Raw genomic sequence first — 20718 nt, 5'->3', positions numbered from 1 at the left:
CGATGGCCATAGGATTTGTAATTCACAAGGCGAAGCGGAAAGTGTCGCCCGACCTCGTCGCGCGCTACCGCACGCTGCCGGTCGCCAATATCAGCGACGTGATGTCGCGGATCACCGGCACCAACCGGCTGCGGCCGATGCATGCGGGCGGCTGGCTCGGCGGCCCGGCGCTGACCGTGAAGACCCGGCCCGGCGACAATCTGATGGTGCACAAGGCGATCGATCTCGCCCAGCCGGGCGACGTGATCGTGGTCGACGCCGGCGGCGTCCTGGTCAACGCCATCATCGGCGAGATCATGTCGACGCTGGCCGAGAAGAAGGGCGTCGCGGGCTTCGTGATCGACGGCTCGATCCGCGATGCCGGCGCGATCCGCGCCGGATCGTTCCCGGTGTTTGCCGCCGGCGTCGCCCATCGCGGGCCCTACAAGGACGGCCCGGGCGAGATCAATTGCGCCATCTCGATCGACGGCATGATCGTCGAGCCCGGCGATCTCATCGTGGCCGACGACGACGGCGTGCTCTGCGTGCCGCATGACGACGCCGAGGCCGTCTGCAAGCTGACCGAAGCCAAGAAGGCGACCGAGGAAAAGGCCATCCAGCAGATCCTCGCCGGCACCAGTGACCGCCGCTGGGTCGATGAGGCCCTGCAGCGGCTCGGCTGCGAGTTCAAGGACTGACCTGCGGCCGCCGCCCAGGAGGCGGGATGCCTGCCTCTTGGGCATAAGTCTTCGCAAAACCGGCGAGAATCACCACCGCGCAGCCGGTTGGCGGGCCCGTCGACCGGCATCGGGAATTTTTCCCGATTTCGGATGGAAAAGAATCCCGGACCTCCGGGACACATCTTGTTTGCCAAAGCACCAGCGCTCCCGCAGTCTCAAAACCAAGGTTCGTCGGGGATAAAAGCCGAACCGGGACAACAGGGTGGGCGTTATGGCTGGTGCGTTGTTGCTTACGGCAACACGATTTTTGTCTTCTTCGGCCATTACGCGCGGCGTTGCGGCCATGCTCACCGCCATCGGAGCTGCAGCGCCGCTGACGATGGTGCAGGCCCAGACCCCTGCCCCGACCGAACTACCGCCGGTCACCGTGATTGCCCCCTCGCCGCTGTCAGGCACACGCAGCATCAAGCCTGCCGCCCGGCCGGTGGTGCGGACCTCGCGAACCGCCCGCACACGGGCCGCGTCGGTGCAAACCGCGGCGGCGCCCGAGGGCGGTACCGGGGTCCCTGGTCCGTCCGACCGCGACTCGAGCCTGCTTGATCGCGACAAGATCCCGTCCAACACCGAGGTGCTGACCTCGGCGGATTTCAGCCGCAACTATTCGACGAACTTTCTTGACTCGGTGAACCGCAAGCTGCCCGGCGTCACGCTGACCGATCAGACCGGCAATCCCTTCCAGCGCAATCTCGACTATCGCGGCTTCGTCGCCTCGCCGGTTCAGGGAACGCCGCAGGGCATCGCGGTCTATCAGAACGGCGTCCGCGTCAACGAATCCTGGGGTGACGTGGTCAACTGGGATTTCATCCCGGAAAAGGCCATCGACCGAGTGTCGCTGGTTCCCAATAACCCCGTGTTCGGCCTCAACGCGATCGGCGGCGCGCTCAGCATCCAGATGAAGAACGGTTTCACCTATCAGGGCGTCGAGGGTGAAGTGTTCGGCGGCTCCTTTGGGCGCGTGCAGGGCAGCGTGCAGGCCGGCGGCCAGAAGGACAATATCTCGGCCTATGCCGCGTTCGAATCCGCCTATGACCGCGGCTGGCGCGACTATGCCAATTCGTCGCACGTCAACCGCATGTATGTCGACATCGGCGCGCGCAACGATGACACCGAATTCCACGTCAATTTCACCGGCGCCAGCAATCTGCTCGGCAACGTCGCCGCAACGCCGGTCGAGATGCTCAACCAGCGCTGGTCGAGCGTCTACACCTGGCCGCAATCGACGATGCTGCAGCTCGCTTTCGTCAACGCCACGCTGAGCCATAATTTCTCGGACACCTGGTCGTTCCAGGGCAACGCCTATTTCCGCGGCTTCCGGCAGACCCATGTCGACGGCAACGGCACTGACGTTGCGCCGTGCGACGATCCCACGACCTTGTGCATCGGCGACGGCCTCCCGGTTTTCGGTCCTGCGGACGGTCCCGCGACTCCGAACACGCTGGGCAACGCTTTCCTTGGCGAGCTCGATCGCAACCGAGCTGCCACTAACAGTTTCGGCGGCACGGCCCAGTTCACCAATACCGCCAGACTGTTCGGGCACGACAACCACGTCGTCATGGGCGTCAGCGTCGACCATGGCAACACCAAGTTTACTGCGACCAGCGAGCTCGGCACCGTCGACCAGAATCTGTTCGTGACGGGCACCGGGGTCTTCATCAACCAGCCCGACGCCGGCCTCAGCCCGGTCGATCTGCGCGCCACCAACACCTACACCGGCGTCTACCTCACCGACACGTTCGACGTGACGAACAGGTTCTCGGTCACGGCCGGTGGACGGTTCAACTATGCCCAGATCGACCTGCAGGACCAGACCGGAACCAACGACCTACTCAACAGCAGCAATCGTTTCCAGCGCTTCAACCCGGTGATCGGCGGCACCTTCAAGATCACCCCGAACCTCACCGCCTATGCCGGCTATTCGGAAGCCAACCGCGCACCGACGCCGCTGGAGCTCGGCTGCTCCGATCCCAACCATCCCTGCATGATCGACACCTTCCTGGTGGCCGACCCGCCGCTCAAGCAGGTGGTGTCGCACACCGTCGAGGCCGGCCTGCGCGGCAGCTGGGGCCGCGACGCCAGGACCGGCATGCTGAGCTGGGGCCTGGGCGTGTTCCACACCCTGTCCGACGACGACATCATCCAGGTTACGAGCCCGCTCGGCGTCAACAATTTCGGCTTCTTCCAGAATGCCGGGCAGACCTTGCGGCAGGGCATCGAGGCCAAGCTCGACTATCGCATCGATCGCTGGAACGCCTACGCCAACTACACCTTTGTCGACGCCACCTATCGAAGCGCGGTCACACTGTCTTCGCCGAACAATCCGAATGCCCTGACCAACGATGCCGGCGCGCAATTCGTCAACGTCATGCCGGGCGACCACATCCCAGGCATTCCCGCGCACCGCTTCAAGGCCGGCGTCGACTACAACGTGACAGATGCGTGGAAGGTCGGCGCCGATCTCAATTTCGTGGGCAGCCAGTGGATCATCCATGACTACACCAACCAGAGCCCGAAGGTGCCGGCCTACTCGGTCGTCAATTTGCACGCGTCATACCAGATCACGAAGAACATCGAGGTGTTCGGCCTGATCAACAATGTGTTCAACCGGCACTACTATCTAAGCGGCGCGTTCTACCAAACGGGCGGCTTTACCAGCGCCGGCGGCCTCCCCAACCTGATGGCGCAGTTGAGCGATCCCCGCACCTTCGTGCCCGGCATGCCGCTCGCCGCCTACGCCGGCATCAGGGCGAAGTTCTAGAAAGCGATGAAGTTGGGGTGCGGCGAGCCAGCGACGCGAACTCGCTGCACCTCTCCCGCTTGCGGGGGAGGTCGGATCGCATCGATAGATGCGATCCGGGTGAGGGCTCACTCCCCATAAAGAGCATCGATCGCGGAAACACCCCCACCCCAGCCCTCCCCCGCAAGCGGGAGAGGGAGCGCACTTCCTTCGCAGAAGTTAACCTATCCTGGCATTAGCGAGCGACGCGGGTGTCTACGCCACCGTCCCGCCGTCGACCGGCATCGCGATGCCGGTGACGAACGAGGCCTTGTCCGACAGCAGGAACACCGCAACCTCGGCGATCTCCTCAGGGCGCGCGGCGCGGCCCATCGGATTGCGGGTCACCGCAGCCTTGATCAATTCCTCGGGGTCAGCCTCGTTGTGGCCCGGCTGGTCCGGCCGGTTGACGAACACCCGCAGCATCGGCGTGTCGATCGCGCCAGGGCAGATCGCATTGACGCGCACGCCGTCCTTGGCGTGACGCTTGGCGAGCGCCCGCGCGAGACCGATTACGCCGGCCTTGGCCGCTGAATAGGTCGGGCTCCAAGGCGAGCCGACCAGGCCCGAGGTCGATGCGGTGAACAGGATGCTGCCCTTCCGCCGCGTCGTCATCTGCCCGAGCGCGGCATTGGTGGTGATCAGCTGCGAGCGCAGATTGAGATCGACGCTGAGATCCCAGCCTTCCAGATCGTCGATCACAGACGGACCGGGAATGCCGAGATGATTCCACACGCAATCGAGCGCGCCGAACTCCTTCACGGTCGCAGCAACGATATCGCGCGAGAACTTGTCGTCGCGCAGATCGCCGGCCAGCGCCAGCGCACGTCCACCACCCTTTTTGATCTCCTCGACCACCGCCTTCGCGCCGGCCTCGTTCTGGTCGACCACCGCGACCGCAGCACCCTCGCGCGCGAGAATGAGCGCGCCGGCACGACCGGCGCCCGATGCCGCGGCGGTGACGAGTGCGATCTTGCCTTGCATGTCCATGGTTCGATCCTGATTGTGCTCGCGAGCTCGAGCCTTCTTGGTTCTGATTGAAGTTCTGGTTGGATCAGGATCGCAACGCTGTGGTCTTGCGCTGACGCGCTACCGTCAGGCTGCCGGCTTCGCGCTAGCGGCCGCCGAACAGAACCGGTGACTGGCCGGGCAGCAGCTGCGAATGGATGTCGCTGTCCATGCGCTCCGCCCCTTGCTGGGTGAAACCGGCCCCGAACGACAGGGTGACATTCGAGGTCGGGCGGAACTCGAGTCCCGCACGTGCCGTATACCCGGCGTTGACGCCGGGATTGCCGCTGAACGGCGCCAGCGGACCGCCGGCGCCGGGGGGATTGTATTTCAACGAGTCGAAGCCGGCGAAGAACGTCACGGGCGTATCGCCGACGCCCTTGAAATTGTAGCCGACCTGCGCGCCCTGATATTCGAGCGAGCCGAACGCCGCCGATCGACCGAGCGTGTTCCAGCCGGCGCGGCCGCCTTCGCCGCCGATGAACCAGCCATCCGGACGGCCGTTCAGATACGAGAAGTCGCCGCCTTGCGGGGCGGTGGCGTCAAAGCCCGGAAAGTTGCCGTAAGTGTCCGCCTGCTGGCCATCGGCCAGGCTGCTGCCGAAGCCGAACAGCGAGCCCGGCGTCCAGTAGCGCACAGGGCCGGCCTGGGCGTTGGCCTGCTGGGCGCCGAGACAGAGCACTGCGGCGATGATTGCGAGACCGGATTTGCTTGCGAAAGTGGACATAGGGTTACCGTCACGTGCGGCCAAACTATACCCGTCGGACGTCGACAATGCCAGTGCTGCACTTCGGCGCGACAGCCCCGCCTCTTGCCAATTGCGTGGCGACCGCTTATGTACGCGCCTCCTTTTGTAGAGCGAGCGACCCAGGTTTCCAACATGCGGCAGTCACAGCGAGCATCAGTGCTGATGACGGGAGGGCTAATGCCCTCGTCCGCCGCCATTCTGCTTTGGACCTGACCCCACGTCACACCTGACATTGGAAGGTAGCCCGGAGCGGAAGCGGCTCCTGGCGCCGAACGGGCTCTCGCGGTGCCACGAGTCGTGCAAACCAGCACGGGAGCTCGAACACCACAGGTGTCCCATGGCCAAAGAGAAGTTCATCCGCCTCAAGCCCAACTGCAATGTTGGCACGATCGGCCACGTGGATCATGGCAAGACGACGCTGACGGCAGCGATGACGAAGGTTTCAGCCGATCACGGCTGGGGCGAGTTCGTCTCCTATCAGGACGTTGCCAAGGCGTCGGCCGCGCAAGGTACGCGTGACGATACGAAGATCCTGACCATCGCGACAAGCCACGTCGAGTTCTCGACGGCGGCGCGCCACTACTCGCACGTCGACTGCCCGGGCCACGCCGATTATGTGAAGAACATGATCACCGGCGCGGCGCAGATGGACGGCGCGATCCTGGTCGTCTCGGCCGTCGACGGACCGATGCCGCAGACGCGCGAGCACATCCTGCTCGCGCGCCAGATCGGCGTGCCGCGCATCGTGGTGTTCCTGAACAAGTGCGATGTCGCCGACGATCCGGAACTGGTCGATCTCGTCGAGATCGAGGTGCGTGACCTGTTGTCGAAGTACCAGTATGACGGCGACAACGCGCCGGTCGTGCGCGGTGCGGCGATGGCCGCGCTGCGCGGCGAGCACGGTCCGCTGGCGGATCAGGCGATCCTCGAACTGTTCGAGGCGCTGGACAGCTTTATCGAGCTGCCCGAGCGGCCGAAGGATCGTCCGTTCCTGATGCCGATCGAGGGCGTGCAGTCGATCGCGGGGCGCGGCACCGTGGTGACCGGGCTCGTCGAGCGCGGCACGATCAGGATCGGCGACGAGGTCGAGATCGTCGGCCTCGGCGAGACCCGCAAGTCGGTCGTGACCAGCATCGAGAGCTACCGGAAGATCCTCGATCAGGGGCAGGCCGGCGACAATGTCGGCTGCCTGCTGCGCGGGATCGACAAGGCTCTCGTGCAGCGCGGTCAGGTGCTGTCGCATCCGGGTGGTGCGTCGCCGCACCGGACCTTCCGCGCGGAAGTGTATGTGCTGACGAAGGACGAAGGCGGCCGGCACACGCCGTTCTTCGCCAACTATCGTCCGCAGTTCTACTTCCGGACCGCCGACGTCACCGGCACCGTCCAGCTCGCCGACGGCGCCGAGATGGTGATGCCAGGCGACAGCGCCGAGTTCACGATCGAGCTCAACAAGCCGATCGCGCTCGAGGCGCGGTCGCGCTTCGCGATCCGTGAAGGCAACCGCACCGTCGGTGCCGGCGTGGTCACCGCGATCGTCGAGTGAGGAATGGGGGCGCGGCATAAGCCGGGCCCCCATTTTCCAACGTCGCGATGTTGCAAGATCGCCCGATCGCCTGGAAATTGATCGCATTGCCCGGCAATGCAGATTGACAGACCGGCACGTTTTCGAAACTGTGCGACACCGCGTCGCAGGCGCCGTCCATCGTTCTTGTGACCTCTCGATGCGGAAATGGCGTCGTCATGAAGTGGTTTCGTTCGAACAACAGGCACGGGGCTCGGCTGGCGCTGTTGGCGCTGTCGATCCAGTTCGTGCTGTCGTTCGGCCATTTTCATGCCATTGCGCCGGCACAGGCGACAGCGTCGTTCGCGGCGCATATCGAGAACGCCTCGCGCGACGAGCCTCGTTCGAATCCTGATTCCGATCTGGCCGTAGATCTCTGCGCTATCTGCGCCGTCGTAGCGATGACGAGCACGGCGACGCCGGCGCCGGCGTTGCCGCCACTTCAATTGCCCGATGCCATCGCTCTGCTCTCCTGGCAGATCGACAATTATGCGGCGCCGCTTGATATCGGCCGGCTGCATTATCAGCCGCGCGCGCCTCCGATCTCCTGAACTCCCTGCACGACTGAACGTCGAACGCGGCCACCATTCGGCTGCCGTTTGAGCAATGGGGAATTTCGCCGTCGCGCATCGACGGCGGGCTCGACCGCGTCCTTCGGTGAGGATCCGGATCGCAGCCTCGTGAGATCGGGAACCAACATGTCAGGAATTATGAGACGACGCGCCGCCGCCGGCGCTGCATCGCTCTTGGTCTACGGGATGAACGGCGCCGCATTCGGGCAGACGACGGCGCCGACAACCACTCTTCCCGACATCACGGTGACGGCGCCGCAGCGCCACACCGCGCCGTCCGGACCGAACAAGCCGAAGACGCGCGTTGCGAGCGGCGGCGGCCACCGCGCGCGCAGAACCGGAGCGGTATCGGCGACGCCGGAATCTCCGGAGCAAACCCAGGCGCAAGCCGTCGCAAGCCAGAACACGCGGCTCGACCAGGCCCGCGCCGCGCTGCTGGCACCCACCGGCGCCAACAGCTACCAGATGAGCCGGCAAGCCCTCGAGGCATTGCCACAGGGCACCAACACCACGCTCGACAAGGCGCTGCTGCAGGCGCCCGGGGTTTCGCAGGACTCCGCCGCAAGCGGCGAGCTGCACGTGCGCAACGAGCACGCCAACCTGCAATACCGTATCAACGGGATCATGCTCCCCGACGGCGTCGGCGCCTTCGGCCAGATCATCGACACCGGGATCGTCGGCAGCATGGCGCTGATCACGGGTGCACTGCCCGCGCAGTATGGCCTGCGCACCGCCGGCGTGCTCGACATCCAGACCAAGGCCGATGCCTTCAACAATTCCGGCAGCGTCAGCGTCTATGGCGGCAGCCACGGCACCTTCACCACCAGCGTCGACTATGGCGGCACGATCGGACAGACGCAGTATTACGTCTCCGGCCGCTATTTCGGCAGCGATGTCGGCATCGAGAACCCGACGCCGGCCTATAGCGCGATCCACGACCGGACCGACCAGGAAAAGGGCTTTGCCTATGTCTCGACCGCGCTCAATCCGACCAGCCGGCTGACCTATATCGGCGGTGTCTCCAACGGCGCCTATCAGATCCCCAACAATCCCGGCCAGGCTCCGGCCTTCACCGCCTACGGCGTCTCGAACTTCGATTCTGCGCTGCTCAACGAACGACAACACGAATTCAACCAGTTCAACGTCGTGGCCTATCAGAAGTCGGGCGACGGGTTCGACTACCAGGTCGCCTATTTCAATCGCTACAGCCAGCTGCACTTCATGCCCGATCCGGTCGGCGATCTCGTCTTCAACGGCGTCGCGTCGGACGTCTATCGCCAGAGCTTCATCAACGGCATCCAGGAGGACACCTCCTACAGGCTGGGCTTCGCGCACACGCTGAAGTTCGGCGTCGCGTCGAGCGCCGAGCGGTCGCTGGTCAACAACGGCTCGACCGTGCTGCCGCTCGACGATGCCGGCAACCCGATCGACGCGCCGCTCTCGGTGTTCGATTCCAGCGCCAAGACCGGATATCTGTTCTCCACCTACATTGCCGACGAATGGAAGATCACGAACCAGCTGACGCTCAATGCCGGCCTGCGCTTCGACCAGATGTGGCAATATGTCGATGCCAACCAGCTGAGCCCGCGGATCAGCCTGACATGGAAGCCCACTGACGGCACGACCTTCCATGCCGGCTATGCCCGCAACTTCACGCCGCCCGAGCAGGTGCTGGCTGCCCCGACCAATCTTGCGCTGGTACAGAACACGACGGCGCAGCCGGCGACCACCGCCAAAGACCCCGTGCTGCCGGAGCGCTCGCACGTGTTCGACATCGGCGTCAAGCAGAAAGTTGATGCGATCCCCGGCCTCGAGGTCGGCATGGACGCCTATTACAAGATCGCGACCGACCTGCTCGACGACGGCCAGTTCGGCCAGGCCTACGTCCTGACCGCCTTCAACTATGCGAAAGGCACCAACGAAGGCGTCGAGCTGACCGCGCGATACGACCACGACAATCTGCATCTCTACGGCAATGTCGCGATCGCGAGGCAAGTCGCCACCCAGGTCGTCTCGAACCAGTATCTGTTCGATCCGGACGAACTGGCCTACATCGCCAACAATTACGTCAACACCGACCATGCCCAGACGCTGACCGCATCGGTCGGCGGCTGGTACCAATGGCACGACACCAAGTTCAGCGCGTCGGTGATCTACGGTTCAGGCCTGCGCGACGGCTTCGCCAATACTGGCACGGTGCCGCCCTACGCGCAGGTCAACGTCGGCGTCTCGCACGACTTCAACATTGTCGCACCGAACAAGCCGACCACGCTGCGCTTCGACGTTGTCAATTTGTTCGACACCGTCTACCAGATCCGCGACGGCTCCGGCATCGGCGTGTTCGCGCCGCAATACGGCCCGCGCCGCGGCTTCTATGCCGGCATCACGCAGAAGTTCTGACGAGGCCTGTTCAGCAGGCGCTGCGGAGACACGCGCCCGCCGTGCCGGCTCACAGTTCGGCGACCAGTTTGACCAGCTGGTCCCGCAACCAGACATGGGCCGGGTCGTGATGGTAGGACGCATGCCACAGCAGTGACACCGTAACGTCTTTCACCTTCACCGGCGGCGGACTGAGGCTGAGCCCGAGATCGGCGGCGAAGCGGCGCGCCAGCCGCGCGCCCATGGTGACGATCACGGGCGCCTGCGCCACCAGATACGGCACGGTGAGGAAGCGCGGCGTGGTCAGCGCAACGGACCGCTGCAGGCCGAGCTCTTCGAGCGCCTCATCGACAGTGCCGCGCACGGTGCGCCCCGGCCGCAGGCTGGTCAGCACGTGCGGAAGTCGGATGTAGTCCTTGAGCGAGATGGGCGGCGTGATGCCCGTCTTCTCCGCATTGAACATGCAAAGGAAGCTCTCGGTGAACAGCACGCGCTGTTTGTGATGCAATTGTCCTTGCTGGATCGGCCCGTAGGAGAGCGCGAGATCCACTTCGTCGGCGTCGAGATCATCGAGCAGCCGGGACGTATCGACGTTGTACAGCCGCAGGTGAATGCCCGGCGCAATCTCGCGCATGCGCGCCAGAAGGCGCGGCACGATCAGGATTTCCATACTGTCCGACAGGCCGAGCCTGAACGTCCGCACCGCCGTGGCCGGATCGAAGGTCTTCTCGCGCAGCAGCACCGCCTCGACCTGTGCGAGCGCGGTCCGCACCGGATCGACCAAGGTCATCGCGCGCGGGGTGAGGCGCATGCCGTCGGCCCCGCGCGTGAGCAACTCGTCATCGAACAGTTCGCGCAGGCGGGCGAGATTGTGACTCATCGCGGATTGGCCAATGCCGACGGAGCCTGCCGCCCGGGTCACGCTCCGTTCGGTGAGCAGCGCATTGAGATGAACAAGCAAATTCAGGTCGATCCGACCCAAATTGACGGCATCGATGGCCATTATCGATCCTATCTGTTTGATCGATGATCATAGCCTCACCATCTCCTCCGGCAAGGGAGCAGACGGGCAATCGCTCGCCGCCCAGGTTCCAACACTCAAGCCAATGGAGGATCCCATGTCGATCCGCAGCACAGTTCTCGCCACAGCCTTTGCCCTCGCCTCACTTGGCGCCTCGTTTGGCGCCGCAGAGGCGCGCGGACTCCGGCCGATAGAGGCCCAAAGCATCCATCTGGGCGACGTGTCCGGCGTCGCCTACTACACGGTCGAGCCCGACGGATATCGCGTCGTGACCACGCTCTCACAGGGCGAGGCCGGAACGGCGGTCCGCTTCGTCTCGGTGCTGGCGCCCGGTCAGCGTGCCCTGCTCTCGACGCCGAACCAGGCAGGCGCAGTGGAGATCAGCCGGAACGGCGACAGCGTGACTGTCCGCAAGTCGGGCACGCTCTCCAACTAGTGGCACAGCGGTCGGAGCCTTCCATCAAAGGTGCAGGAGCGACAGATGTCCACGATCCACCTTCATCGGACGACCAGCTTGACGCCCGAGCAGTACGTCGCCGGCCTCACCGACTTCGGGCCGGGCCGCTCCAAACTGTTCGGCAACAGCGCCGACGCGTATCTCAAGATGCATGATCGCGGCCCTTCGCAGGCGGATGTGACCGAGGGCTCGAACGGCATCTGGGAACGTTTGCACTACGACTGGTCCGACCCCGACCATGTCGTCCTGACGACGACCGACTCCAATGTGTGGGGTGGCAAGTCGGGCCATACCTACAACTTCGTGCGGCGGTCCGATGGCACGACCGACATTGACGTGGTCGTGGTGCGCGAGGGCAAGAATCTCAAGGGATGGCTCCTCGGCCTCGTGCTCGGGCCGATCGGCAGAGGCGTCCTGGAAAAGGCATTCGAAAACTCCGTCAAAGCCATCGAGCAGCGGCACGCGGAGGCGCTTCAGAAGGCCCGGATTGCAGCCTAGACGCGGAGCATTGAAAGTATTGCTCCGAGATCAATGTTTCTATTGTACCGAGCAATGTACCGGACCATATCTAGGTTCAACGAACGCATTGCACCGGGGCGGCCCGGTGCAAGCCGAATGGAGACAACTGAAATGGAGATCAATTATCTCGATACGTTCCTGGCATTCCTCGGAATGACCTTCGGACTGGTTTCGGTGATGCCCGGCCTGTTTTTCCAGCCCAAGGCCGAGGTGAAGCGCGCGACAAGGACGACCTCGACCCGCGCCGGCAACAGCAGGCGATGACGCGCTGCGGCTTTCGGGCCCGCATCACGCTGAAGTTCTAGTCCGCGACAAGCAGCTTCTCTTTCAGCAGTGCCGTCAGCCAATCGGCAAACACCTGTAGCCGCCGCGACAGATGCTGGCGGTGCGGATAGAGCAAGGTCATCGGCATCGGCGCCGCGCGATGCTGCGGCATCACCTCAACGAGCTCTCCGGCATCGAGATGCCGCTTCACGTCGTAGGCGGGAATCTGGATCAGCCCGAGGCCGGCCAGGCAACACGCGATATAGGCTTCCGCGCTGTTGACGGTGACGCGGCCGCGCATCGCGATGGTGCGCGACGCGCCCTGCTCACACCATTCCCACTCCTCGATGCGGCCGGTGGACGGCGAGGCGTAGTTGACCGCCCAATGCGTGGCGAGATCATCCGGCGTCTGCGGGGTGCCGTGGCGCGCAAGATATCCCGCGCTCGCGACGTTGATCAGCGTCAGATTGCCGAGCGGCCGCGCGATCAAACCGGAATCGCCGAGCGCGCCGACGCGCACGACGCAATCGGCGGAGTCCGCGATCAGGTTGATGGCGCGATCGGTGACGCCGAGATCGATGTCAATCTGCGGATAGCGATCGAGGAAGGCAGGCAGCGCCGGCGCGATGATCAGGCGTCCGATCCGCCCGGGCACGTCGACCCTCAGTCGACCCGACGGCTCGGCCGCGGCATGGCGGAACAGGGTCTCGGCCTCCTCGACATCGGCGACGACGCGCAGGCACCGTTCGTAGAAGGCCGCGCCATCATGCGTGAGCGACACTTTTCGCGTCGTCCGGTGCAGCAGCCGGGCGCCGATGCGCTGCTCCAGCTCCGCGACCGCTGACGAGACCGACGAGCGCGGCAGCCCGAGCGTGTCGGCCGCCCGCGTAAAGCTCGCGCACTCGACGACGCGGGCGAAGATGCGGAAGAGATCGATGCGGTCCAAGATCGGGCCCCGATTGTTCGCCATTTCTGACAAGTGAGGTCAGAATGCACAGCTTTATCGGCAAATCCTAGACGATATCGTTGTCTCCAGAAAGCGGCCGCACGGCGCGGCCGCGAGATCCGGAGAGGCGAACGCCATGACCGACCACAGCATCAAGGGAAAGACCGTCATCATCGCCGGCGGCGCCAAGAACCTCGGCGGCCTGATCGCACGCGATCTCGCGGCGCACGGCGCGAAGGCGATCGCAATCCACTACAACAGCGCCGCGACCAAGGCCGACGCCGACGCGACCGTCGCCGCGATCAAGGCTGCTGGCGCCAACGCGGTCGCGTTCCAGGCCAACCTCACGACCTCGGGCGCGATGGAGAAGCTGTTCACTGATGCTGTCGCTGCGATCGGCCGTCCCGACATCGCGATCAACACCGTCGGCAAGGTGTTGAAGAAGCCGATGGTCGAGATCTCGGAGGCCGAATACGACGCGATGAGCGCGGTCAACGCCAAGTCCGCGTTCTTCTTCCTCAAGGAAGCCGGCCGCCATCTGAACGACAACGGCAAGATCTGCACCCTGGTGACGTCGCTGCTCGGCGCCTACACGCCGTTCTATGCCGCCTATGCCGGCACCAAGGCGCCGGTCGAGCATTTCACCCGCGCGGCCTCGAAAGAATTCGGCGCACGCGGCATCTCGGTGACTGCGATCGGCCCCGGCCCGATGGACACGCCGTTCTTCTATCCGGCCGAAGGCACCGATGCGGTCGCCTATCACAAATCGGCCGCGGCGCTGTCCGGTTTCTCGAAGACCGGTCTCACCGACATCAAGGATGTCGTGCCCTGGATTCGCCTGCTGGTGTCGGACGGCTGGTGGATGACCGGCCAGACCATTTTGGTCAATGGCGGCTACACCACGAAGTGAGACCGTCGTCCTCTGCATGCACGCGCCATGCTTTGCAGGAAAAACAGGCCGCCGGCGGAATTTGACCGCCGGTTTGGCCGGCGATATCGTTCGCCCCGCTGGGCCCTTCGCAGTGACGGTCTATTCGAGGCGCACATGGAATGGTCGACCAGGCCGGCCCGTCCGGATCAGCCCTTCGGCAGTTGGGCCGACGACCTCGCAGCCGCCTTCGTGCGACTGGAGCCGCGCAGGATTGCCGAGGAGTCGTTTGCCGGCGCGATCTGCAAGGTCGACGCCGCGCCGCTGCAGATATCGCGGGTCACGGCGAGCGGGCACATCGTGCACCGGCTCGCCTCGCACATCGCTGCGAGCACCGACGACCTTTGCTTCGTCAACCTCCAGCTCGAAGGGCTGGGACGCACCTCGCAGCGCGGCCACGAGCAGATCAGCGCCCCCGGCGATCTCGCGGTTGCCGATACGACGCAGCCGTTCGAGATCGCCCACCGGCATCACTTCAAGCTGTTCTGCTTTGCCGTGCCGCGGCGCCTGTTGCCGGACACGCTGTTCGATCGCCCGCGGCTCGGTCTGTCTGCGACCGAAACCGGTCGCGCGCTCTCGCGGACGCTGGCGAGCTACGCCGAGCTCTGCCTGAGCGGCGGTCGCCTCCCAACAACCTCGGCGATGCTCGGCACGCATATCGCCGAGCTGATCGCGCACGCACCCGACATCCTCGCCGACATGGCGGCGGAGCGCGTGCATACGCCGGTGCTGCTGTCGATGATGCTTGACCATATCGCCCGGCACAGCGACGACCCCGAGCTCGGTGCGCCGGCGCTGGCCGCAAAATTCCGCTGCTCCGAGCGCTACGTGCACCGCCTGTTTGCGAGCACCGGCCGCTCGGTGGGCGAACACGTCAACGAGCAGCGGATCGCCGCGTGCACGCGCGCCCTGCTCGATCGCACCTCAGCGCACAAGACCATTGCCGAGATCGCCTTTGCCGCGGGCTTCCGCGACATCTCGCATTTCAACCGCCTGTTCAAGCGCCACAATGGCCTCGCCCCGCGCGAGTTCCGCCGCGCCGCCGCACACTGAAGCGCGACGAGAGCTGGTTCACTCCGCGCCAAGAAATCGGGCACTGCCGTCCAAGATTTCCTGACCACACCGCGATAGCCATAGCCCGAACCGCCGACACGGAGGGCATTGGCATGGCGATCGATTTCACGCTCACGGCACAGCAGCGCGAGCTGCAGCTCGCCTCCCGTAAGTTTGCGAGGGAGGTGCTGGCCGATGCCAGGGCCGCCGAAAAGCTGGCGACGCCCGAGCAGCGCTTTCTCGCGACCAAGCCGACCTATGAGGCGGTGGTGGCGGCGGGCTATCTGCGCAAATGCATTCCGGCGCCGGCGGGCGGCGACAATGCCGGCATGATCGACATGGCGATCCTCGCGGAGGAATTCTACAGCGTGAACCCCAGCGTGACGCTCACCATGCTCGGCAGCGTGCTCGGCCTCTTGCCGCTGCTGCTCGGCGGCACGCCGGAGCAATGCCAGCGGCTGCTTCCGCCGTTCCTGAAGACCAGCGGCGCGCCGCTCGCGGCCTTCTGCTCCAGCGAACCGGGCGGCAGCGCCAACGCGGCCTCGCCGCCACCCGGCGAAGGTGTCCGCACTACGGCCAAGCGAGAGGGCGACAACTGGCTGATCAACGGCCGCAAGAAATGGGTGTCCTCGGCCACCGGCTGGAATCGCGAGGGCGCCGATCTTCTGACCATCGTGTGCCGGACCGATCCGGCAGCAGCGCCGGACGCCGCTATCTCGATCATTGCCGTGCAAGGACCGGTGAACGGTCTCGTGTTCGAACGTGCAATCGACAGCATCGGTCATCGCGCGCATCTCGTGCCGCAGTTTGCTTTGCAGAATGTCGCGGCGCCACACCACAATCTGCTCGGACAGCAAGGTGCCGGCCTGGCGCTGACCGCGGCGGCATTCACCGGCACCGCGGCCCTGGTCGGAATCTTCGGCGTCGCGTTGATGCGCTCAGCCTTCGCGTTCGCGCTCGATTTTGCCCGCAGCGAAAAGCGCGGCGGCGTCCACCCCATCATCGAGCATCAAGCGGTCGGATACGCGCTCGCCGATGCCAAGACCACGATCGAGGCGGCGCGCACTCTCAGCTGGCGCGCCTGCCATGCACTGGACACCCAGTCGCCGGCGGCCGAAGAGCTGGCGGTGCAGGCCAAGATCTTCGGCTCCGAGGCCGCCGTGCGCGTCATCACCGATCTGATGCGGGTGGTCGGGATCGACAGCTACGATCATGAGGCGCCATTCGGCGGCCTGCTGCAGGACGCGCTCGCGCTGCCGATCTTCGACGGCGGCAATATCGGCATCCGGCGCCGGCAACTGCACGCGATGTTCAAGAGCCGCGACTACAGCCCGCTCGCCGCAAGCGGCGCAGCGTAGCGCGAAAAAGGAGTGCAATCATGAGCACAGAGCGGAAAGTGGCAGTCGTCACCGGCGCATCGCAGGGGATCGGAGCCGGCCTCGTTCAGGCCTTCAGGGATCGCAACTGCCGGGTCGTCGCGACGTCACGCTCGATCAAGCCGGCCGCCGATGCCGATATCGTCACGGTGGCGGGCGACGTCGGTGCAGCCGATACGGCAGAGCAGGTGTTCAAGGCGGCGCTGCAGCGTTTCGGTCGCGTCGACACGCTGGTCAACAACGCCGGCATCTTCATGGCAAAACCTTTCACGGCCTACACGCAGGATGACTACGCCAGCTACATCTCGACCAACGTCACCGGCTTCTTCCACATGACCCGGCGCGCGCTGGAGCTGATGAGCAAGCAGGGCCACGGCCACGTCGTCACGATCACGACGAGTCTCGTCGACCAGCCGATGAGCAGCGTTCCCGCCGCCCTCGCTTCGCTGACAAAGGGCGCCCTGAACGCCGCAACCCGCGCGCTCGCCATCGAATATGCAAGGACCGGAATCCGCGTCAACGCGGTGTCGCCCGGGATCATCAAGACCCCGATGCACCCGGCGGAGGCGCATCAGGCGCTCGCAGCCCTTCACCCTGTTGGCAGGATGGGAGATATCTCCGACATCGTCGACGCGGTGCTCTACCTCGATGGCGCAGGCTTCGTGACCGGAGAAGTGCTCCACGTCGACGGCGGACAGGCCGCCGGCCACCACATGCCGTAACGCAGGCGATGTCCGGACCATGTTGCCGCTCCGCGCTACGGGCCTCGCGGCGCACGAACGCGGCGTGAGATGCGGTGGACGCCGAATGCGCAATTGACGCGTGCACAAATTCAGTGTCGTCCCGGCGCAGGCCGAGACGACGATTGTGTATGCGGTCCCGCCGCGAATCTCGTTGCGGCGCAACAATCAAAATGAGACTGCCCGTTAAGCACCCCCGCTGCGACGACATCCGCGCCGCGCCTGCCTTCGGCTAGCTTTGCCGCAACAACCGGACGCCAATCAGCCTTCGTCAGGCCATGTTGGCGCCGGTGACAACACAGAGGGAGGAGAGCGATGTTGAAAGGCAGTTTGGGACTGATTGCGTTGAGCAGCCTGTTGCTTTCGGGCACGGCGTTCGCCCAGGAGAAGATCAAGGTCGGCGTCACCGCGACGCTCGAGGGCACCTATACGGTGCTCGGCGAGGACGGCATGCGCGGCCACCAGACCGCGCTCAACGTGCTCGGCAAGAAGATCGGCGACAAGGAGCTCGAATTCGTCGTCGCCTCGACCGATGCGACGCCGGACTCCGCGGTGCGCGCGGTGCGCAAGCTGATCGAGCAGGACAAGGTGCAGATCCTGCTGTCGCCGCTATCCGGCGACGAGGGCATCGCGGTGAAGAATTTTGCCAAGACCCATCCGGAGCTGACCTTCGTCAACGCCGCCTCCGGCGCGCAGGAGACGACCTACGTCGATCCGGCGCCGAACTTCTTCCGCTACAACATGGACGGCGCGCAGTGGCAGGTCGGCCTCGGCAAATATGCCTATGAGACCAAGGGCTATCGCAAGATCGCGACGGTCGGCGAGGATTACTCGTTCATCTACACCCAGGTGTTCGGCCTGGTGCTGGAGTTCTGCGGCGCCGGCGGCCAGGTCACCAACCGGCAATGGGTGCCGCTCGGCACCAAGGACTTCGCCTCTGTCATCGCCGCGCTGCCTGACGATGTCGATGCGATCTATCTCGGCCTCGGCGGCGCCGACGCCGTCAACTTCCTCAACCAGTATCAGCAGGCCGGCGGCAAGGCGCATCTGATGGGCGGCTCGATCATGATCGACCAGACCATCCTGTCGTCGAAGGGCAGCGCCAAGAACGCGCTGATCGGCACCATCGCCGCGAGCGGCCAGGCCGATACCTGGGAGGATCCGGGCTGGCAGAAATTCGTGAAGGCCTATCAGGACTCGTTCCCGGAGAGCAAACGCTTCCCGAGCCCGTCGCTGCTCGCCACCAACTATTACGGCTCGACCATGGCGCTGATCCTGGCGCTGCGGCAGGTCAATGGCGATCTCTCCAACAACCAGGCCAAGCTGAAGGACGCGCTGGCCAAGATCGAGATCGACGCCCCGAATGGCAAGATCAAGCTCGACGCCAACCGCCAGGCGATCGGCACCAATTTCGTCACCGAGGTGGTCGATGACGGCAAGGGCGCGCTGTTCAGCAAGGTCGTGAAGGTGATCCCGAACGTCAACCAGACGCTGGGCTACGATCCGGCGGTGTTCGCCAAGATCGGCCTGCCGAGCCGCACGGTCCCGGAGTGCAAGAAGTACTGACGTATTTGTTGCAGGTGCGAGCAAGCCAGCCGTGACGGAAGCGCGCGGTTGCATGAACAGCCCTGCTCGCCCTTGCTTTCCGCGGGCGGATGATGAACGCTTGTCGAAAAGACAAGAACATCCCGCGGGAGGGGAGGCATGAGCAGGGCGCTTGCCGTCTTCCACGGCCGGTTCGGTCGCGCGACGGTCTATCAGTTGAACCGTCCCTTCAACGTGCATGCGCACCGCGAAGGGCACCTGATCTTTCATGTCGGCGGAACGCCGGCGCAGATCGATGTCTCCGAGCAGCGCCTGCTGCTCAAGGACGACACCGTGGTTGCGGTCAACCCGTGGGAACCGCACAATTTTCTGCCGACCGACATGGACCACGGCGCGATCTTCTTCGTGCTCTATGTCAACGCCGAATGGTTCGCGCCGCAGCCGGCGAGCGCGCAGGGCCTGCGGTTCGGCCGCACCTTCTTTCCGCGCACGGAGGCGCTCGACCGGCTGATCCGCCGCACCGCAGCACTGGTGTGCGGCGCGCCGTCGCTGCGCAGCCTCGACTGCGAGCTCCGGCAGCTGATCGACTCCTGCTACGAGGAGAGCTGGCAGGCGGCGCAGGACGCGCGCGCCGCCGCCGCGGTGACCGATTTCCGGGTCCGCAAATCGATCAAGCTGATGTCGGAAAGCCCCGGCGCCGAGATCGAGCTCGATGCGATCGCGCGCGAAGCGGGGTTGTCGCGGCCGCATTTCTACCGGCTGTTCCGCACCCAGACCGGCGTCACCCCTCACCTCTACATGAACACGCTAATCATGGAGCAGGCGCTGGATGCGCTGGTCGCGACCGAAACGCCGATCGCCGATATCGGCTTCGATCTCGGCTTCTCCTCGCAGAGCGGTTTCACCCGCTTCTTCGCCGCCAATGTCGGCATGGCCCCGACCGACTATCGCCGCGCTGCCAAGGTGTTGCGGCCGTGAAAGAGTTCCAGAGCAGACGATAAAAGATACTCTCGATCAAATCCGCCGCTTTCGCCCTCGGTAGGATACTGGACACGCGGCCCGGCAGACGGTCGCGACGTCAGAGGGAACGCGACGGAGATGGCCAGGTTCATCGAACGCCATCCGGCCTGGGCGCTGATCGTGATCATCGCGGTCGCGGTGCTGCTGTGGCTGGTGTTCGCGATCTGGCCGCCGGGGCTGGAAGCCGCGATCGGCCGCAAGCGCGTGTTCCTCAACGCCGTCTTGAACGGCGTCACGCTCGGTGGGCTGTATTTCCTGGTGGCCAGCGGCTTCACGCTGATCTTCGGCCTGATGCGCAACGTCAACCTCGCCCACGGCTCGCTCTATCTGTTCGGTGGCTATATCGGCTACGCGATCAGCACCTGGACCGGATCATGGATCCTCAGCTTCATCGTCGCTTTCATCGCGGCGGCGCTGGTCGGCGTGATCCTGCAGCTCGCCGTGTTCCGCCGCATGGAGGGTCAGGACCTCAGGCAGACCATGGTCACGATCGGGCTCTCGATCGTGTTCGCGGATTTGATGCTCTGGGTGTTCGGCGGCGACTTCTACCAGGTCCAGACCCCGAGCTGGCTGATCGGGCCGGTGCAGCTGCCGCTGCTCACCGCAATCAAATCATCGGGCGAGCCGGTCTATCTGCAATATCCGCTGGTACGGCTGGTGATCTTCGCGGCGTCCGTCGTGATCGGCGTCGCAATGTGGCTGGCGCTCAACCGTACGCGGATCGGCATGATCGTGCGCGCCGGGGTCGACGACCGCGACATCCTGGCCGCGACCGGGGTTCGGATCCAGCTGGTGTTCGTGCTGGTGTTCGCGCTCGGCGCGGGGCTCGCCGGCATCGCCGGCGTGGTCGGCGGCACCTTCCAGTCGCTGTCGCCGGGCGAGGATACGCGCTTCCTGCTGGCTTCGCTCGTGGTCGTGATCGTCGGCGGCATGGGCTCGATCCCGGGCGCTGCGCTCGGCGCCGTCATCATCGGGCTCGCCGAGCAGCTCGGCTCGGTCTACATCCCGACCTACGCCATCGTCGTCACCTTCCTGATCATGGTCGTGGTGCTGGCGCTGCGGCCGCAGGGCCTGCTCGCGAGGCGATGA

Annotated in this window: 19 protein-coding genes; 15 read left to right on the top strand and 4 right to left on the bottom strand. The window is 64.9% G+C overall.

Features of this window, described 5'->3' with window-relative positions; translation table 11 throughout:
- Positions 1 to 2: 2 nt before the first annotated feature.
- Positions 3 to 677, top strand: coding sequence for an RraA family protein (locus JQ573_RS25040; protein ID WP_212315755.1), 675 nt, complete (start codon positions 3 to 5; stop codon positions 675 to 677).
- A gap of 325 nt (positions 678 to 1002) precedes the next feature.
- A complete protein-coding gene (locus tag JQ573_RS25035) occupies positions 1003 to 3474 on the top strand; it encodes a TonB-dependent receptor (protein WP_283815110.1) in 2472 nt (823 codons plus the stop codon).
- Between the two features lie 234 nt (positions 3475 to 3708).
- Here JQ573_RS25035 and JQ573_RS25030 read toward each other — a convergent pair whose 3' ends face one another.
- Both JQ573_RS25030 and JQ573_RS25025 read right to left on the bottom strand, forming a co-directional pair.
- The gene (locus JQ573_RS25030; protein WP_212315757.1) at positions 3709 to 4482 is read right to left on the bottom strand and encodes an SDR family NAD(P)-dependent oxidoreductase; all 774 of its coding nucleotides are present in this window, start codon (positions 4480 to 4482) and stop codon (positions 3709 to 3711) included.
- A gap of 124 nt (positions 4483 to 4606) precedes the next feature.
- The gene (locus JQ573_RS25025; RefSeq protein WP_212315759.1) at positions 4607 to 5227 is read right to left on the bottom strand and encodes a hypothetical protein; all 621 of its coding nucleotides are present in this window, start codon (positions 5225 to 5227) and stop codon (positions 4607 to 4609) included.
- Between the two features lie 358 nt (positions 5228 to 5585).
- Here JQ573_RS25025 and tuf point away from each other — a divergent pair, with 358 nt between their 5' ends.
- The 3 genes from tuf (at position 5586) to JQ573_RS25010 (ending at position 9781) form a co-directional block, all read left to right on the top strand.
- Positions 5586 to 6791, top strand: a complete 1206-nt coding sequence (tuf, locus tag JQ573_RS25020; RefSeq protein ID WP_212315761.1) for an elongation factor Tu — start codon at positions 5586 to 5588, stop codon at positions 6789 to 6791.
- 197 nt (positions 6792 to 6988) lie between these two features.
- Positions 6989 to 7360 (top strand): hypothetical protein, encoded by a 372-nt coding sequence (locus tag JQ573_RS40330; protein WP_249132250.1) that lies wholly within the window; start codon positions 6989 to 6991, stop codon positions 7358 to 7360.
- A gap of 147 nt (positions 7361 to 7507) precedes the next feature.
- Entirely contained in the window at positions 7508 to 9781 is a 2274-nt protein-coding gene (locus JQ573_RS25010) for a TonB-dependent receptor (protein WP_212315763.1), read from the top strand.
- A gap of 49 nt (positions 9782 to 9830) precedes the next feature.
- Here the strand turns inward: JQ573_RS25010 and JQ573_RS25005 are convergent, their stop codons facing one another.
- A complete protein-coding gene (locus JQ573_RS25005) occupies positions 9831 to 10763 on the bottom strand; it encodes a LysR family transcriptional regulator (protein ID WP_212315765.1) in 933 nt (310 codons plus the stop codon).
- Between JQ573_RS25005 and JQ573_RS25000 the strand changes: the two genes are divergently transcribed.
- The 3 genes from JQ573_RS25000 (at position 10756) to JQ573_RS24990 (ending at position 12021) form a co-directional block, all read left to right on the top strand.
- Positions 10756 to 11217, top strand: a complete 462-nt coding sequence (locus JQ573_RS25000; protein WP_249132248.1) for a hypothetical protein — start codon at positions 10756 to 10758, stop codon at positions 11215 to 11217. The two genes, JQ573_RS25005 and JQ573_RS25000, sit on opposite strands and share 8 nt — an antisense overlap.
- A gap of 45 nt (positions 11218 to 11262) precedes the next feature.
- The gene (locus JQ573_RS24995) at positions 11263 to 11736 is read left to right on the top strand and encodes a hypothetical protein (RefSeq protein ID WP_212315767.1); all 474 of its coding nucleotides are present in this window, start codon (positions 11263 to 11265) and stop codon (positions 11734 to 11736) included.
- 132 nt (positions 11737 to 11868) lie between these two features.
- Positions 11869 to 12021: a hypothetical protein gene (locus tag JQ573_RS24990; RefSeq protein ID WP_212315769.1), complete on the top strand. Its 153-nt coding sequence runs from the start codon at positions 11869 to 11871 to the stop codon at positions 12019 to 12021.
- Positions 12022 to 12058: 37 nt separating this feature from the next.
- Here JQ573_RS24990 and JQ573_RS24985 read toward each other — a convergent pair whose 3' ends face one another.
- Positions 12059 to 12967 (bottom strand): LysR family transcriptional regulator, encoded by a 909-nt coding sequence (locus JQ573_RS24985; RefSeq protein WP_212315771.1) that lies wholly within the window; start codon positions 12965 to 12967, stop codon positions 12059 to 12061.
- A 136-nt stretch (positions 12968 to 13103) separates the two neighbouring features.
- Between JQ573_RS24985 and JQ573_RS24980 the strand changes: the two genes are divergently transcribed.
- The 7 genes from JQ573_RS24980 to JQ573_RS24950 all read left to right on the top strand — a co-directional run bounded on the left by JQ573_RS24980 (position 13104) and on the right by JQ573_RS24950 (position 20718).
- The gene (locus JQ573_RS24980; protein WP_212315773.1) at positions 13104 to 13877 is read left to right on the top strand and encodes an SDR family oxidoreductase; all 774 of its coding nucleotides are present in this window, start codon (positions 13104 to 13106) and stop codon (positions 13875 to 13877) included.
- A 135-nt stretch (positions 13878 to 14012) separates the two neighbouring features.
- Positions 14013 to 14948: a helix-turn-helix domain-containing protein gene (locus tag JQ573_RS24975; protein WP_212315775.1), complete on the top strand. Its 936-nt coding sequence runs from the start codon at positions 14013 to 14015 to the stop codon at positions 14946 to 14948.
- Between the two features lie 113 nt (positions 14949 to 15061).
- Positions 15062 to 16306 (top strand): acyl-CoA dehydrogenase family protein, encoded by a 1245-nt coding sequence (locus JQ573_RS24970; RefSeq protein WP_249132246.1) that lies wholly within the window; start codon positions 15062 to 15064, stop codon positions 16304 to 16306.
- A gap of 20 nt (positions 16307 to 16326) precedes the next feature.
- Entirely contained in the window at positions 16327 to 17046 is a 720-nt protein-coding gene (locus JQ573_RS24965; protein WP_212315777.1) for an SDR family NAD(P)-dependent oxidoreductase, read from the top strand.
- A 333-nt stretch (positions 17047 to 17379) separates the two neighbouring features.
- Positions 17380 to 18630 carry an ABC transporter substrate-binding protein gene (locus JQ573_RS24960; RefSeq protein ID WP_050401637.1) on the top strand — a complete coding sequence of 417 codons (1251 nt, stop codon included), beginning with the start codon at positions 17380 to 17382 and terminating at the stop codon, positions 18628 to 18630.
- 138 nt (positions 18631 to 18768) lie between these two features.
- The gene (locus JQ573_RS24955) at positions 18769 to 19587 is read left to right on the top strand and encodes a helix-turn-helix transcriptional regulator (protein ID WP_212315779.1); all 819 of its coding nucleotides are present in this window, start codon (positions 18769 to 18771) and stop codon (positions 19585 to 19587) included.
- A gap of 120 nt (positions 19588 to 19707) precedes the next feature.
- Positions 19708 to 20718 (top strand): branched-chain amino acid ABC transporter permease, encoded by a 1011-nt coding sequence (locus JQ573_RS24950; protein WP_212315780.1) that lies wholly within the window; start codon positions 19708 to 19710, stop codon positions 20716 to 20718.

Source organism: Bradyrhizobium sp. AUGA SZCCT0105 (assembly GCF_018129565.1).
Lineage (GTDB): Bacteria > Pseudomonadota > Alphaproteobacteria > Rhizobiales > Xanthobacteraceae > Bradyrhizobium.
This window is presented reverse-complemented; position numbering and strand designations above follow the sequence as displayed.

Excerpts from the sequence above, each read along its gene's own strand:
- JQ573_RS25040 (WP_212315755.1), top strand. The coding sequence starts at position 3 with ATGGCCATAGGATTTGTAATTCACAAGGCGAAGCGGAAAGTGTCGCCC.
- JQ573_RS25035 (WP_283815110.1), top strand. The coding sequence starts at position 1,003 with ATGCTCACCGCCATCGGAGCTGCAGCGCCGCTGACGATGGTGCAGGCC.
- JQ573_RS25030 (WP_212315757.1), bottom strand. The coding sequence starts at position 4,482 with ATGGACATGCAAGGCAAGATCGCACTCGTCACCGCCGCGGCATCGGGC.
- JQ573_RS25025 (WP_212315759.1), bottom strand. The coding sequence starts at position 5,227 with ATGTCCACTTTCGCAAGCAAATCCGGTCTCGCAATCATCGCCGCAGTG.
- tuf (WP_212315761.1), top strand. The coding sequence starts at position 5,586 with ATGGCCAAAGAGAAGTTCATCCGCCTCAAGCCCAACTGCAATGTTGGC.
- JQ573_RS40330 (WP_249132250.1), top strand. The coding sequence starts at position 6,989 with ATGAAGTGGTTTCGTTCGAACAACAGGCACGGGGCTCGGCTGGCGCTG.
- JQ573_RS25010 (WP_212315763.1), top strand. The coding sequence starts at position 7,508 with ATGTCAGGAATTATGAGACGACGCGCCGCCGCCGGCGCTGCATCGCTC.
- JQ573_RS25000 (WP_249132248.1), top strand. The coding sequence starts at position 10,756 with ATGGCCATTATCGATCCTATCTGTTTGATCGATGATCATAGCCTCACC.
- JQ573_RS25005 (WP_212315765.1), bottom strand. The coding sequence starts at position 10,763 with ATGGCCATCGATGCCGTCAATTTGGGTCGGATCGACCTGAATTTGCTT.
- JQ573_RS24995 (WP_212315767.1), top strand. The coding sequence starts at position 11,263 with ATGTCCACGATCCACCTTCATCGGACGACCAGCTTGACGCCCGAGCAG.
- JQ573_RS24990 (WP_212315769.1), top strand. The coding sequence starts at position 11,869 with ATGGAGATCAATTATCTCGATACGTTCCTGGCATTCCTCGGAATGACC.
- JQ573_RS24980 (WP_212315773.1), top strand. The coding sequence starts at position 13,104 with ATGACCGACCACAGCATCAAGGGAAAGACCGTCATCATCGCCGGCGGC.
- JQ573_RS24975 (WP_212315775.1), top strand. The coding sequence starts at position 14,013 with ATGGAATGGTCGACCAGGCCGGCCCGTCCGGATCAGCCCTTCGGCAGT.
- JQ573_RS24970 (WP_249132246.1), top strand. The coding sequence starts at position 15,062 with ATGGCGATCGATTTCACGCTCACGGCACAGCAGCGCGAGCTGCAGCTC.
- JQ573_RS24965 (WP_212315777.1), top strand. The coding sequence starts at position 16,327 with ATGAGCACAGAGCGGAAAGTGGCAGTCGTCACCGGCGCATCGCAGGGG.
- JQ573_RS24960 (WP_050401637.1), top strand. The coding sequence starts at position 17,380 with ATGTTGAAAGGCAGTTTGGGACTGATTGCGTTGAGCAGCCTGTTGCTT.
- JQ573_RS24955 (WP_212315779.1), top strand. The coding sequence starts at position 18,769 with ATGAGCAGGGCGCTTGCCGTCTTCCACGGCCGGTTCGGTCGCGCGACG.
- JQ573_RS24950 (WP_212315780.1), top strand. The coding sequence starts at position 19,708 with ATGGCCAGGTTCATCGAACGCCATCCGGCCTGGGCGCTGATCGTGATC.